Here is a 12,369-nt window from a genome sequence, read left to right as displayed (position 1 = left end):
GCCGCCCACCGGCGAGACCCTACCGCCCACCGGCGAGCACACCCCGGCCGCGGCCGGGACCGGCCCCGCCGCGACCCGGCCGTCGCCGTTCGCCCACGGCGCGCGCCTGTACACACCCGGCGCGCACCCGGTGTCGACACGCCAACTCGGCGCTGTGGCCGAAGCGCTCGCCCACCCGGTGGCGTCCGCGGGTTCGTGTGCGTGTACGGCGACCCCGGACACGGCAGGACGGTCGCGTTCCACCAGGCCCTGCGTCTGTCCTGCGCCGTGTCCCGGTACACCGCGCCCTGGTCGCGGTGAAACCCGCCCTGCCCCACCTGCGGGCCGCGTTGCTCACGGCGTTCGGCCTGCCGGCCACCCACCTGACGAACGGCCCCCGCGCGGCCGACGGCGTGCTCCTCGACGCCCTGAACGCCCTGTGTGTGCTCGTGTTCGGCGGCGCTCCGACGCACCGCCGCCCCCGAACCCGCCACCGGTGCCTCCTAGCGGTCGTCCCCATCACCCCGCGGCCGAGCGGGCCGCTCCCCGAACGAGTCGCCGCACCGCGCCCGCCCCGGTGTGCCCGCCGCCTGCATGTCGAGGCCGAAGCCACGGGGCGACTGCTTCACATCCGGTTCGTCGGGAGCGGGCACGTCGTGGTGCGAACGCGCGGGGGAATCGGGAACGCGGGACGCGGTCGCCCGGCTTCGTGTCCGGATGCGTGGCCGGTCACCGGTGGGCGACGGGTTCCGGGGCGCGTGTCGTGCTCGAGGGTGCGGTGCGTGTGGTGGTGATGTGGCGCCTCGATCGAGGTGCCGGGACGGTTTCCCGTCGTGGTCGTTCTCCCGCCGTCAGAAGCCGAGCATGCCGGGGGCGTCGATGTCGACGGTGACGATGCCGGGTGGGTAGGCGTCCTCGCGGGTGGTGAGGAGGATGGACATGCCGGTGAACTCGGCCCGGGGGAGGGCGCAGTACAGCGCGTGGCAGGTGTCGGGTCCGCCGAGGCCGTCGCGGATCATCGTGCCGACCGCGACGGACGCCACGGTCTCGAGGGGGTCGACAGTCACGCTCGACAGCGTCAGGACCCGATGGGCGGCGCCCTGCGCGTCGGCTTCGGCCTGCACGAGGCACAGCGCGGGGACGATCAGGTGGTCGCCGGGGGTGCGGGCCATGTTGCCGGCGAGGAGGCCCAGGGTCTTGTGGCCGGCGGCGAGTGCCTTGACGGCGCCGGTGTCCAGGATGATCACGCGTGGGTCTTCCGGGCTTTGTCGGCGGCGATGCGGTGGATGTTGGCGAGGATGTCGGGCGCCTGGTCGAATTCCTCGTCGGTGATCGGAACACCGATCACCGAACGCACCGTCTCCCGGTCGGCGGCCAGGCGCTCGGCCCGCTGCGCGGCGGTGGGCTGCTCGGCAGCCAACGCCTCGACCAGCTGGCCGATGCTCAGTCCGCGTTCCCTGGCGAGTTCGGCGAGATGGTCGCGGGTCTCTCTCGGTACCTGGATCGTCGTCGACGTCATAGCGCCACTATAGACACGCTGCAGAGGCGATTCCACGACTTCCGACATCTCCGATGCGGGCGGGCACCAAGGCCCACCACCGGACCCCCGCTGAACGTCTCCGACAGACCGCGGTCGATGCCGACCGCACGGTGTGGCGCTGGCTGGCCGATGCCACCACGACACCCGCCGCCGTCTCGCCGGGCGCCCGCGTCGGCGATCGGTTCGAGATCACCCCGGACATTCGGGTGCTGCTGGCCTATGGGCGCGGCAACGCCTCCGCGGTCCACCGTGAACTCGTCGCCCGCGCCCGTACGGCCACCGGTCCGGGGACGCCGGCCGGCGACCCCGCCGCCCCCGCCTCACCACCGCCCCCGCCGAGCGGGACGCCGCTCCCGGGCGGTGCGCCGCTGGCCGCCGTCCCGCTGCTGATTCCACTCCCGTCGTTGTCGACGTTCCTGCGCGCGCTCCGTCGGGACCTGACCGCGGGGGAGCGGGTCGGCCACCGCAAGGGCCCGGAAGCCGCCCGGGCGCTGGACGTGTTCGCCAAGCGCCCCCCGACCTGGCGCAACCACGTCTGGGAGGCCGACCACGTCCAAGCCTCCCTGCGCGTGACCGCCGACGGCGACCTCGTCCACCCGTACGTCACCTGGTTCATCGACACCACCACGAAAGTCGTCACCGGTGTCGCCGTCACGCCCGATTACCCACGCGGGCCTCGGTCGTGGCCGCGTTGCGTTCCGCGATCGTGCGCACCGACCTCTACGGGCCCTTCGGAGGACTGCCCGAGCACGTGCGGTTCGACCGGGGCAGGGACTTCCTCTCCCGCACCGTGACCACCGCGCTGACCGCCCTGGACGCCGACATCACCGTCCTCCCGCCCTACAACCCGCACCTGAAGGGCGGTATCGAGAACCTCAACCGCTGCGTGGAGCGGATGCTGTTCACCGCCCTGCCCGGCCACACACAAGCCACCCAAGGTGTCCGGGTGTGGACGTAAAGATGTCAGTGGGCGGGGAGGTACGTCGTCTGCAGGACGTAGACGCGTTCGCTGCGTACCACGATCAGGTACACGAACATGCCGTCGTCGAAGTACGCGGTTGCCGCACGCGGATTGGGGCCCTCGTACAGCGTCCCGTCGAGATACAGGGCCTCGGCCGCGCGGACGATCTCCGCGACCGCGGTCTCGACCAGGGCGACGAACGCCTCCGGCGCACCGCCCACCACGCTCGCCTGGTCGGGTTCGTACTCCCAGCCCCAGCTCACACGCCCACCGCGGCGTAGGCGGCCCGCAACAACTCGCCGGCGACCCGAACACCGCGGGCCCGCACCCCGGGGTCGTCGCTGACGGTGTCGACCTGCTCGGCGTGGTGATAGCGGAACGCCAGGTCCGGGTGACGCTCGATCTCCGCGATCGCCGCCCAGTGCCGCAACCAGCCCCGCAACGGGTCGAGCCGGTTGATCTCCAACGCCTTCGCGGTCGCCTCGCGCTGGGACCGGTCCATCTCGGGAAGCCAGTGCGGCGCCAACAACGCGATCGCCGCACGCACACCCTCGATCGTGCACTCCGGCCGTGCGATCACCGGAGTCGAATACTCGGGCTCGGCAGTCACCCCACACCCCTCCCTCACGACGATCCGACCGCCCCACTCTAATCGCCGGCGCCCCACCGACAGGGCATCCAACCGACCGGCCGCCGGATCCGCCAACACACACCATCCAAGACGGCCGCCGCCTGGACACCGCGCACCTGTCCGACCGGACAATCCCGAATAACTCGCCGCCCTGCTCCACGCCCGAGCCTTCCGCGCCCGCCGCCTGCGCTCCGAGGCCAAAGCCGCCCTCCACCGCGCCGTCGTCGGGTCCGGCCGCCGGGGATCAGCCGCCGATGTCGAACACACCCCACGCGGTGAACGGCTCGGCCTGGACGTAGATCCTGCTCGCTCGACCGACGACCCGCCGGCGGCCAGGGGCGGGCCCGTCGGGCAGCGTGAGCACACCGGCGTCCGTCGGCTCGACGGATGTTTCGGTGAGCTCTCCGTGGGCGAGTCGGTCTCGCTCCTCGCCGTAGCCGCCGTAGAAAACCACCCGATCGCGGTGGACGGCCACCGCCTTGGCGCCCCGTACGCGGTTCGCCCACACCCGCACGGCCCGGTCGGGGCGGTCGGGGTGTATCTCGACGAGCGGGAAGTCCGTATAGGGGCATGCCCAGGCGGTGGTGCCCGACACATTCAGGGCGTAGCAGTCGAAGAGGCCGGGGATGCGGGCGCCGTCCGACGTCCAGGCGAGCCGGCCGGTGGCGCTCCAGCGACGGATTCCGGCCGGGTTCTCGTAGAAGTGACCGACCCAGATGTAGCCGTCCTCGTCAACGAGCAGGTGTTCGATGGCGTCCCCGACGGAGAAGGACGACATCTCGCGGCCGAGCGCGTCGAAGACTTGGACCTGGTTCGCGTCCTCGTATCGGCGGGCGCGAGGCGCGGCGACGACGAATCCGCCGTGGGGCAGGCGGTCCAGGCGCGGCCAACGGGCTCGCACGGCGCTCAGCTCGGTGAGTTCGACGTTGCCGCCCGGGTGAACGGAGACGACCAGCGCGTCGAAGGGCGGGAGATCGCCGGCGGGCTGCGGAGCACGTTCGGTGAGCAGCCAGTGGGCGACGCCGAGGACGTCGACGGTACTGGTCAGGACGTGGCGGTCGTGGTGGGCTCGGGGAAGGTGGGCGTAGGGGACGAGGGCAGTCTTCTGCACGGGCCGGCTCTCCTGGGTGGGCGGTCACGGCCATCGGGCGCAGCGGTGAGCGGCGGTCGGCGGCGCGCGAGCGGCCGAGAGGAGAGCGGGGCGCCTATACGGCATGGCCCTTTCTGGTCGTCACGAGGTGATCATCGTCGACGTCCGACCTCATGACAAACCCTTTCAGCGCGCCGTCCCTGAGCGACGGGCGGCCTCCACCCAATCGGGCAACACGTCATCGGTGTCCACCCCGTAGCACCCGGCGACCCGACCCATGAACGACCACGTCGTCCCACCCCCGACCGGAGCGACCCGACACCCCCACCGACACCGAAACCACCCCTCGATCCCACTCCGAATCTCACACCCGCCGAACCCGGACACCCCCGCCCGACACCGCGGTTCACCAGCGCATGCCGAGTCCGGTGAGCAGCCGTACCCGTTCCTCGTCGAGCGATCCGCGCCTGGTGCGTTGGTTGTTAACCCACTTGCCCAGCCGCACCTCGACCGTCTCGCCGCCGGCCACGGCCGTGCCGGGACCCGTCCCCGAATCGCCTTCCGGCGCGGCCGTGCCGCGGTCCGCCACCCGAACGGTCTCGACGTGCGCGCGGGGTACTTCGAGATGGCCTTCGCGTTGGCGGTAGGCGACGGCTGCGGCGAACGCCGTCTCCCACGCGCCCCGCCCACGCCGCTGCGCCCGGGCCCCGTCGACGTTGCCGCCCACCGACACACCATCCACACCGGCCCCGCCGCCGGCCGCCACCGCCCCACCGTCCTCGACGCCGCCGCCCACAGCCCCCGCCACACCGCCCTGCGCGTCACCTTCGCCCGCCGCCGCGCCCTGCCCATGCCCGTGTTCGGGGCGGATGCCGAGTGCGTCGAGTTGTTCGAGTTGTCCGGGCAGCAGCTTGGCCCGGACCGCGGGCGTGGCGTGCCGCTGCGCCCATCTGCCGATGTCCTCACCGCCCGCGACGTACCCGGGGGCGAGTTCGTCGAGGGCCCCGCCGCGCCCGAGGAAGAGCCGGACCTCGTTGGCGGCTCTCTGCCATGCGGTGGTCCATCCGTCGGGGCGCCACCACGGGTCCAACTGCCGGAGCGCCGCCTCGCGTTCGGGATACGCGTCCATCACGCCGTGGCGTCGCTGATTCGCCGGCCACTGACCCACCCGTACGCCGTCCCGGACGGCGCCCTGTGGCGCGGCGAGGTGCCCCACACGCTCGACATACCGTCGCGCGACGGCGAGCCTGTCGTCGAAGGCCGCGTCGGGGTGGGACCACAACATCCCGAGCATGACGAGCTTGCGCACCCGGCCGGCGTCCAGGCGCCCGGCCGCGTACTCCCTGCGTTGCACCGCGGCCCACTGCCCGATCGGATAGTCGTGGTCGCGCTCGTCCCGCGCGTCGAGCGGAATCCTCATATGCCCGTGCGCGCGGAGGAAGCGCCTGGCGGCGAGGTAGCCGCGGATCCAGTCGCGTTCGTCCAGGTCGATCACCCGCAGCCGCACGAAGTCCGCCACCACCGCCGGGTCACGCGGGCTGGAGAACCGCAGAAACGGCCGCGTCTCGACCTCCACACCCCGCCCGGCACATCGGGACCTCCCCACCCGCCCCCGCCCTCCACGACCCCCGCGCCACCACCCCCGTCGCCGCCCGCCCCCACGCCGCTCGCCGCTGCGCCGTCTTCCACCACGCCCACCGCTGCGCCACCGTCGGCCGCACTGTCCGTGTCGTCGTCGGGTGCGTGGTCGACGGCCACCCGTGCTGCGCCGCGTGCCGGTCACCCGGATCTTGCAGCCCGCCCCAGGAGAGATCGCGGGCGGTGCCGACAGGGGGTGGGATTCCGCCCTCCAAGCGAGGTACACAGCGAGTTCGAAGGGTTGCGACTCGCCGCATGAATCGACGGTCACAGTCGTGTCCGAAAAACGCGAGGCCCCTCGGTCGCTCGGCGCCGGACACTGCCGGACGACTTCGAGCCGTACCTCCCCGAGCGGTTCACCCAGGGATACCGCAACGCCGGCCTCCTCTTCCGCGAGGTCCAGGGCCAAGGCTTCCACGGCGGCCGCGCCACCGTGAACTATTGCATCCGCCGACTCAAGCAAGGCGCCGTGACCGCGCCTCGGCCGCCGGCACTGCCGAAGCCGCGGCGGGCATCGCGTTGGATCATGACCCATCCGCCCGGCCTCCGCCCCGAGGGGACACTCGCCCCGGCCGCGCCCCTCGTCGCGGGATAGCGGCCAACCGCTGACGTGAGTCGGGCCGTGCGGTCGGCGGGAGGGCGAGGCCTGTGCGCGGGCCGTGTTCGGCGAGCCGACCATGTCGCCGGACGGACGGGACGGGTCGGGTCTCCAGCCCCGCCGGACCTTGCCGACGGGGCGTCGACCGACGCGGGACGCACGTCAATTCGGGTCCGGGATCCAGGATCCGTGGATCATGGCCGGGACCCGGCGCGGCAGGTGCACGGTGGCGACCGGGGTCGCGGTCAGGTCGCGCGCGTCGAGGACCAGGAGTCGGGAATCGTCGGAGTTGAGGTCGCTGACGACGGTCAGGAGGTAGCCGTGGTCCTCGTCCACCGCGTCGGCGGCGCCGACGAAGACCGCCTCGCTGGGGAGTTGGCCGACCCCGACGGGGCGCAACCGGCGCTCCCCGGTGACGCGGTCGTACTTCACCAGGGTGTGGTTGCCGATGCCCTGATCGTCAGGGAAGGCGAGGGCGTACTGGTAGCGATGGACACGGCCGAGGCGAGTCTCGTTGATGGTGGGGAATTCGACGTTCAGGTCGTCGGTCTGCTCCTCCCGTGCGGTTGCGGCGCCGGGATCGACCACCCAACGGCGGCCGGTGGAACCGGAGACCGGCTCTGCCCCGCGACCGGGTGCGCCCACCCACCAGTTCCACGAGCGCTGCCAGCCGTCACGGTCGACCCTGACGCCTTCGATGACGATCCGGCCGAGAACGTCCTCGTAGGCGTTGGCGAAGTGCATGCCGAAGCCGGCCTCGATGTCGAACCAGCGCACTTTCGCCGCGCCGTCGTCGCCCTGCGGCAGGACCCCGATGCGGCACCGCTGGGCATCGCTCCAGGCGTACGGGATGCCGGAGTGCTCGGTCGGGTCGAAGGTGACCGACCCCTCGAGGAAGACGACGTGGTGCTCGGTGATCGCGAAGTCGTGCTTGAGCGCGGCCGACGCGCCCGGGATTTCCTGGCTCTGCACCAGAGCGCCGTTTGCACCGACGACATGGTGGGTGAGGAACGGCGGGAATGGCGACGACGCGAAGAAGTGCAGTTCGCCGGTGACCGGATCCTCCTTCGGGTGCGCGGTCATGGCGGAGTGGAGCCGGCCGCCGAAGTCGTACGCGCCGATCGTGTCGAGCTCGGGCGTCAGTTCGTAGGGCAGCGCGGACTCGCACAGCGCGAGCAACCGCCCGCCGTGTTCGATGACGTGGGTGCCGGCGGTGCTGACCCTGAAGTCCGGGCCCTGCTCCGTGATGTAGGGCGCGCCGTCCAGGGCCGGTGTGCGCACCCAGCGGTTGCGGTACCACTCGGCGTTCCCGTCCCGCAGCCGGATGCCGTGCACCATGCCGCTGCCCTTGAACCAGTGTGTCGGAACAACGCCCGGCTTGGGGTTGTGACTCGCGCGCAGCAGCCGACCGGTCAACTCGGCCGGGAGGGTGCCTTCGACCACCAGGGAAGTGGCGGTGACCTCGTCGGTGACCGGGGTGTAGTGACCGGCCAGGTAGGGCTTGTTCATTCGTGGGTCCTCTCGGGCTTCGACTTCGACTCCGACTTCGGGCTTCGGGATATCGGCTTCGGCGTGTTGATCGTGGTGGACCGGTTACGGTGCCTGTCCTCGGCGAGTGGGGCCTCGGATGCGCGATGGTCCTGCGAGGGCCCCGGGGTCGTGTCCGAAACCGTCGGTGCCCGCGTCGCAGGGAAATCGGCTGGACTCCGACTTCCCTCTTCCACCAGGGTTTTCGCCGTTTCCGTCACGGCTCACGTGGCGCTCTCCTGTCCCGGGGGCGTCGTGACATGGGTGCTGCGGTGTCCGTCCGGGGCGGCGGGCTGTGGTTCGACGCTCGGTTCGGCACCGCCGCTGGCCGCCCCGTTCGTCGGCTGGGATCCGCCCCGGCCGCGGGCAGCCACGAGTGGGACGAACAGCGTGCCCACGGCGGTGATCGCCGCCGAGACCAGGAAGGCGGTCCGATAGCCCTCGGTCAGGGCCGCCGCGCGAGACGTCCCGGGAAGGAACGAGTCGGTGCGGGACGCGGCGAGGGTGCCCAGAACGGCGAGGCCGAGCGCGCCGCCGATCTGCCGGGTGGTGTTGACCAGCCCCCCGGCCAGCCCGGCGTCCGCGGCCGCGACGCCGGCGACCGCCGCCGCGGTCAGTTGTACGAACGCAACTCCCAGGCCGAGCCCGATCAACACCGTCGGGCCGAGTACATCGCGGAGGAAACCGCCGTCGGCGGAGACTCGTGACAGCCACAGGAAGCCTGCCGTGAGCACGGCCATACCGATCGCGAGCGTGTTCGAGAGCCCCCATCGACGCGCCAGTCGCGGCGCCGCCGAGGCACCCGCGATGTTCGCGATGGCGAGCGGGAGTTGGGTGGCGCCCGCCGTCAGCGCACTCTCGCCGAGCACCTGCTGCTGGTAGAGCGGCAGGAAGAAGAACAGTCCCACCCACACCGCGCCCAGCAACGCCATCACCGCATTGGCCGGCGCCACGCTGCCCGCCGCGAGCAGCCGAGGCGCCAACAGCGGTGCGGGGTGGCCGTGTTCGATGACCGCGAACAGTGCCAGCAGCACCAGGGCCGTCGCCATCGAGGCCAGGACCCACGGGTCGGTCCAGCCCGAACGCCCGGCTGCGGTCAGGGCGTACACGAGCGCCACCAGGCCCAGGGTGACGGTCAGCGTCCCGAACGGATCCAGGCCGCGCGGACTCGGCCGCGGTCCCGTCGCCTCGCCGACGCGGACCAGCCGGCCCGAGGCCGCCAGCACGGCGGCGGCGGTGAACGCGCTCGCGAAGAACACACTGCGCCAGCCGAGTTCTTCGGTGAGGACGCCGCCGAGCAGCACCCCCGCGGCGCCACCCGCCCCCGACACCGCGCCCCACACCCCCAGGGCCCTGCCCCGGCCCGGCCCCGGGGGGAAGACCTGCATGACGAGGGACAACGCCGCCGGAGCAATCGCGGCCGCGCCGACGCCCTGCACCGCACGGGCCGTGATCAGTTGCCATCCGCTGGTCGACAGGGCCGCGGCCAGCGCGGCGGCCGCGAACACCGAGAGCCCGCCCAGCAACAGGCGACGGCGCCCCACCAGGTCGGCCGCCCTGCCCCCCGGTAGCAGCAGCGCACCGAAGGCCAGTCCGTACGCATTGATCACCCAGGCCATCCCGGACCCCGACAGCCCGACACCGTCGCGCACCTGCGGCAGCGCCACGTTGACGATGGAGGTACTGAGCACCACGACGAACTGCGCGCAGGCCAGGACACCGAGAATCACCCCGGGACCTACCGCGCGCGCCTTCGTCGCGGAATCGGTGGCGGGTTCGGAACAGCGGTCGTCGTCTCGCATGAGAACTCCGTCCATGTGTGGTTGATCAATCATCCTTGACGCCCCGGTAAGTGCCTCCCGAGAAGCGACAACCACGCCGTGGCACATCGGGCCGCCGCGGGAACCGGACGGGAGCACGTACGACACCAACGGCACCCAAAACTGAGTGGCTAGTCACTCACTCCGTGGGCAGAGAACCACCGACTCCGAGGTCGGGCCGACCACCGGACCGCGCGCGGGGCGTGACGAACCGTGCCCGAGCGCGCCCGTTCAGTAGTGCCGTACGCCGGTCATCAACGTCCGCGTCCACGGCGCGTCGACCTCGTCGGCGCCGATCGCGGACACCAGGTGGCAGAGCATTCCCGTCGCGAAGAACCGCTGGACCTCCGGGTCCTTGCCACCGGACGCGCCACGCACGTATTCCACGAGTCGCGCGTATCCGGCGCGCACGGCCTCCCGGACAGCCGGCTCGGACGCTGCTGCGGCCTGCGCGTGAAGCTGTACAAGGATCAGGTCGTTGTCCCGGATCAAGAGAGCGTAGGCGTCCGCCATCGCGGACAACACCGCCTCCGCCGAACTGTCCGTCGCGACGGCGGCACCACGCTCCAGACTCTGCCGCACCCGGACGAAGCAGTACTCGACGACCGCCACGAACAGACTCTCCTTGTTCGGGAAGAGCCGGAACACGTACGCCTGCGAGATTCCGGCGGCCTTGGCCACCTCCGTGGTCGTCGTGCCGTAGTAACCTCGCGCCGCGAACGCCCCGATCGCCGTGCGAAGCACCGTCTCGCGGCGCTCGTCGGCGGTGGAGAGCTGCCTCTGACGTTCCATGTTCATGTGAGTACTCAATCACTCACATGACATCGCGTCAATCCCTGACGCCTGGCGATCGACGGCGACGAGCAGCTCCTCCCTTGACCGGAGAGTTACTGAGTGATTAACTACTCACATGCAGGTCACCCTTGAATGTCTGCTGTCCGCCGAAGATCGGCACCCTGCGCGGGGCCAGAGCCTCCAAGTCCCGGAGGCCCCGGATCGCCGCAGGGCTCACGCCCACCTGCCGCATCCGGCCACTCGCTCCACGCCGGCTTGTGAGTGGTCAATCACACCGAAATGCTCGACCCGGCCCGCAGACGACACACCCGCAACCCCGCCGCCATCCGCAACCTACCCGGGAGTTCTCGCCATGGGCACGAACCTCACCGTTTACGACGCCGGACCAGCGCCGCCCTCCCTCCGATCGAGGCCGGCGGCGCCGAAGACCCCGTCGTGCGGTTTTCCCTCACGGCAACATCGACGGTGCAAGGCATCGAAGGCGCCCACGTCCGGACGTTGGGCGAGCAGGACGGCGTCATGACGGTCCGTACCGACGAACCCTGGAGCGGCGCGCCGGTCGCCGCCGTATCCCGCGATCTGCGCCACGCGCTCGACCACTCACTGCGCCGATGGCTTCGGCACCCGAAGCACCGAACGCCGGTGGCACCCCCGCTCCCACGTGGATGTGTCGAGCCACCGCGCAGGGGCCGATCGATGCACCCGACGCCGCCGGCCGGTGGCCCCGACCCGGCCACCCGCAACGAACCCGGCCCCGAAACGGACCGTCGACCCAACACCCGTCACCGAACAGGGGATCGCCATGACCAACCACACCGACACATCGACCGGGTCCCCGATCTCCCTCGCCAAACACGACATCGGGGCATCCACCGAGTCCGCCCGCGAAGACGCCGGGAAGTGCACGGCCAAAAAGACCAAGGCCAAGGCCAAGGCCAGGGCCAAGGCCAAGGCCAGGGCCAGGGCTAAGAAGAGCAAGGCCACCAAGCACCGTGTGGCCGAGGCGGCCGTGTACACCGGCCTGGGGCTGCTGATCCTGATCGAACCGTGGGTTTTCCTGCTCCTGGTCCCGGTCTTCCTCCTCATCATGTGGAAGTAGCCCCCTCCGGTTCCCACCGCCTTCGCGCGCGGCGCACGCCGTAGGGCACCAAAGCCTCCCGGAGAATGATCATGAGCAATACCACCATCACGGCCGCCCTCACCGATCTCCCGCTCACCCCGGAACTCGGCCTCCAGGAAGCCGCCGACCGGCACTTCGCCCCGACTACCGTCAACGTACGGACGGGGAATGGCCGATCGCGGCGAGTTCGTCGCGCACATCGCCCACCTGTGCGCGGTCGTGGCCGAGGGCCGTGTCGAGGTCCACGAGGGACTGACCGACGAGACGCCGTACGCCAACCGACACACCGTCGAGTTCGTGAAGTCCGGAACGATGTACGAGAGTTCGTGGTCGACAACCTCGGCGACCGGTCGCAGGCCCTGCGCAGATGGCCCCGGGCTCCGGCGGAGAGCCGGGCGCCCAGTTCGCCTCGGGCGGCCAGCGCCACCGCCAGGCCGGGCCGGGCCTCGGCGGTCTCGATGCCGGCCAGCCCGTCGCCGACGACCACCACGCTCCCACCGCCGCCCCGCTCGGCCAGGCTGTCCAGGCGTTCGCGCAGACGTACCGCCGAGGGCCGGGCGGGGGACTGTAAAACTAACGGCTCTGTCTCACATTCGGTGGTAGCTCTCCGTGGTGGTCATGGGAGGAGGATGCGGTGGCGGAGGAGGTGGAATCCTGCCCGTCCGTGCAT

Annotated in this window: 12 protein-coding genes and 1 pseudogene; 3 read left to right on the top strand and 10 right to left on the bottom strand. The window is 71.3% G+C overall.

Annotated elements, in window-relative coordinates:
• Positions 1 to 830: 830 nt before the first annotated feature.
• Positions 831 to 1,226, bottom strand: coding sequence for a hypothetical protein (locus ACIBM5_RS44525; protein ID WP_396012404.1), 396 nt, complete (start codon positions 1,224 to 1,226; stop codon positions 831 to 833).
• Positions 1,223 to 1,498 carry a hypothetical protein gene (locus ACIBM5_RS44520; protein WP_396012403.1) on the bottom strand — a complete coding sequence of 92 codons (276 nt, stop codon included), beginning with the start codon at positions 1,496 to 1,498 and terminating at the stop codon, positions 1,223 to 1,225. The genes ACIBM5_RS44525 and ACIBM5_RS44520 overlap by 4 nt, the downstream gene beginning before the upstream one ends.
• A 53-nt stretch (positions 1,499 to 1,551) precedes the next feature.
• On the opposite strand from ACIBM5_RS44520, the gene ACIBM5_RS44515 reads away from it, so the two are divergent.
• Together ACIBM5_RS44515 and ACIBM5_RS44510 are read left to right on the top strand one after the other, a co-directional pair.
• Positions 1,552 to 2,313, top strand: a complete 762-nt coding sequence (locus ACIBM5_RS44515) for a hypothetical protein (protein ID WP_396012402.1) — start codon at positions 1,552 to 1,554, stop codon at positions 2,311 to 2,313.
• Positions 2,310 to 2,477: a hypothetical protein gene (locus ACIBM5_RS44510; RefSeq protein ID WP_396012401.1), complete on the top strand. Its 168-nt coding sequence runs from the start codon at positions 2,310 to 2,312 to the stop codon at positions 2,475 to 2,477. Before ACIBM5_RS44515 ends, ACIBM5_RS44510 begins: the two co-directional genes overlap by 4 nt.
• A 5-nt stretch (positions 2,478 to 2,482) precedes the next feature.
• On the opposite strand, the gene ACIBM5_RS44505 is transcribed toward ACIBM5_RS44510, so the two are convergent.
• The 7 genes from ACIBM5_RS44505 to ACIBM5_RS44475 all read right to left on the bottom strand — a co-directional run bounded on the left by ACIBM5_RS44505 (position 2,483) and on the right by ACIBM5_RS44475 (position 10,582).
• Entirely contained in the window at positions 2,483 to 2,743 is a 261-nt protein-coding gene (locus ACIBM5_RS44505; protein WP_396012400.1) for a hypothetical protein, read from the bottom strand.
• The gene (locus ACIBM5_RS44500) at positions 2,740 to 3,090 is read right to left on the bottom strand and encodes a hypothetical protein (protein ID WP_396012399.1); all 351 of its coding nucleotides are present in this window, start codon (positions 3,088 to 3,090) and stop codon (positions 2,740 to 2,742) included. Before ACIBM5_RS44500 ends, ACIBM5_RS44505 begins: the two co-directional genes overlap by 4 nt.
• A gap of 265 nt (positions 3,091 to 3,355) precedes the next feature.
• Positions 3,356 to 4,222 carry a hypothetical protein gene (locus tag ACIBM5_RS44495; protein ID WP_396012398.1) on the bottom strand — a complete coding sequence of 289 codons (867 nt, stop codon included), beginning with the start codon at positions 4,220 to 4,222 and terminating at the stop codon, positions 3,356 to 3,358.
• A 385-nt stretch (positions 4,223 to 4,607) separates the two neighbouring features.
• Complete coding sequence (locus ACIBM5_RS44490; RefSeq protein ID WP_396012397.1) at positions 4,608 to 5,777, bottom strand: helicase associated domain-containing protein; 1,170 nt, start codon at positions 5,775 to 5,777, stop codon at positions 4,608 to 4,610.
• Between the two features lie 822 nt (positions 5,778 to 6,599).
• Positions 6,600 to 7,946 carry a carotenoid oxygenase family protein gene (locus tag ACIBM5_RS44485; protein WP_396012396.1) on the bottom strand — a complete coding sequence of 449 codons (1,347 nt, stop codon included), beginning with the start codon at positions 7,944 to 7,946 and terminating at the stop codon, positions 6,600 to 6,602.
• 242 nt (positions 7,947 to 8,188) lie between these two features.
• The gene (locus ACIBM5_RS44480; protein ID WP_396012395.1) at positions 8,189 to 9,766 is read right to left on the bottom strand and encodes an MFS transporter; all 1,578 of its coding nucleotides are present in this window, start codon (positions 9,764 to 9,766) and stop codon (positions 8,189 to 8,191) included.
• Between the two features lie 249 nt (positions 9,767 to 10,015).
• Complete coding sequence (locus ACIBM5_RS44475; protein ID WP_396012394.1) at positions 10,016 to 10,582, bottom strand: TetR/AcrR family transcriptional regulator; 567 nt, start codon at positions 10,580 to 10,582, stop codon at positions 10,016 to 10,018.
• Positions 10,583 to 11,381: 799 nt separating this feature from the next.
• Here ACIBM5_RS44475 and ACIBM5_RS44470 point away from each other — a divergent pair.
• Entirely contained in the window at positions 11,382 to 11,678 is a 297-nt protein-coding gene (locus ACIBM5_RS44470; protein WP_396012393.1) for a hypothetical protein, read from the top strand.
• A gap of 367 nt (positions 11,679 to 12,045) precedes the next feature.
• On the opposite strand, the pseudogene ACIBM5_RS44465 reads toward ACIBM5_RS44470, so the two are convergent.
• Positions 12,046 to 12,255: pseudogene (locus ACIBM5_RS44465) on the bottom strand (oxidoreductase); the annotation flags it as partial.
• Positions 12,256 to 12,369 lie beyond the last annotated feature (114 nt).

Origin of the sequence: Embleya sp. NPDC050493 (assembly GCF_044458105.1) — a bacterium.
In the GTDB taxonomy this organism is placed as follows: Bacteria; Actinomycetota; Actinomycetes; order Streptomycetales; family Streptomycetaceae; genus Embleya.
Note: the sequence above shows the minus strand (reverse complement) of the source record. Positions and strands in the feature narration are given on the sequence as shown.

Bases quoted from the DNA above. Each gene is read 5' to 3' on its own strand.
- ACIBM5_RS44520 (WP_396012403.1), bottom strand. From the start codon at position 1,498: ATGACGTCGACGACGATCCAGGTACCGAGAGAGACCCGCGACCATCTC.
- ACIBM5_RS44515 (WP_396012402.1), top strand. From the start codon at position 1,552: ATGCGGGCGGGCACCAAGGCCCACCACCGGACCCCCGCTGAACGTCTC.
- ACIBM5_RS44485 (WP_396012396.1), bottom strand. From the start codon at position 7,946: ATGAACAAGCCCTACCTGGCCGGTCACTACACCCCGGTCACCGACGAG.
- ACIBM5_RS44480 (WP_396012395.1), bottom strand. From the start codon at position 9,766: ATGCGAGACGACGACCGCTGTTCCGAACCCGCCACCGATTCCGCGACG.
- ACIBM5_RS44475 (WP_396012394.1), bottom strand. From the start codon at position 10,582: ATGAACATGGAACGTCAGAGGCAGCTCTCCACCGCCGACGAGCGCCGC.
- ACIBM5_RS44470 (WP_396012393.1), top strand. From the start codon at position 11,382: ATGACCAACCACACCGACACATCGACCGGGTCCCCGATCTCCCTCGCC.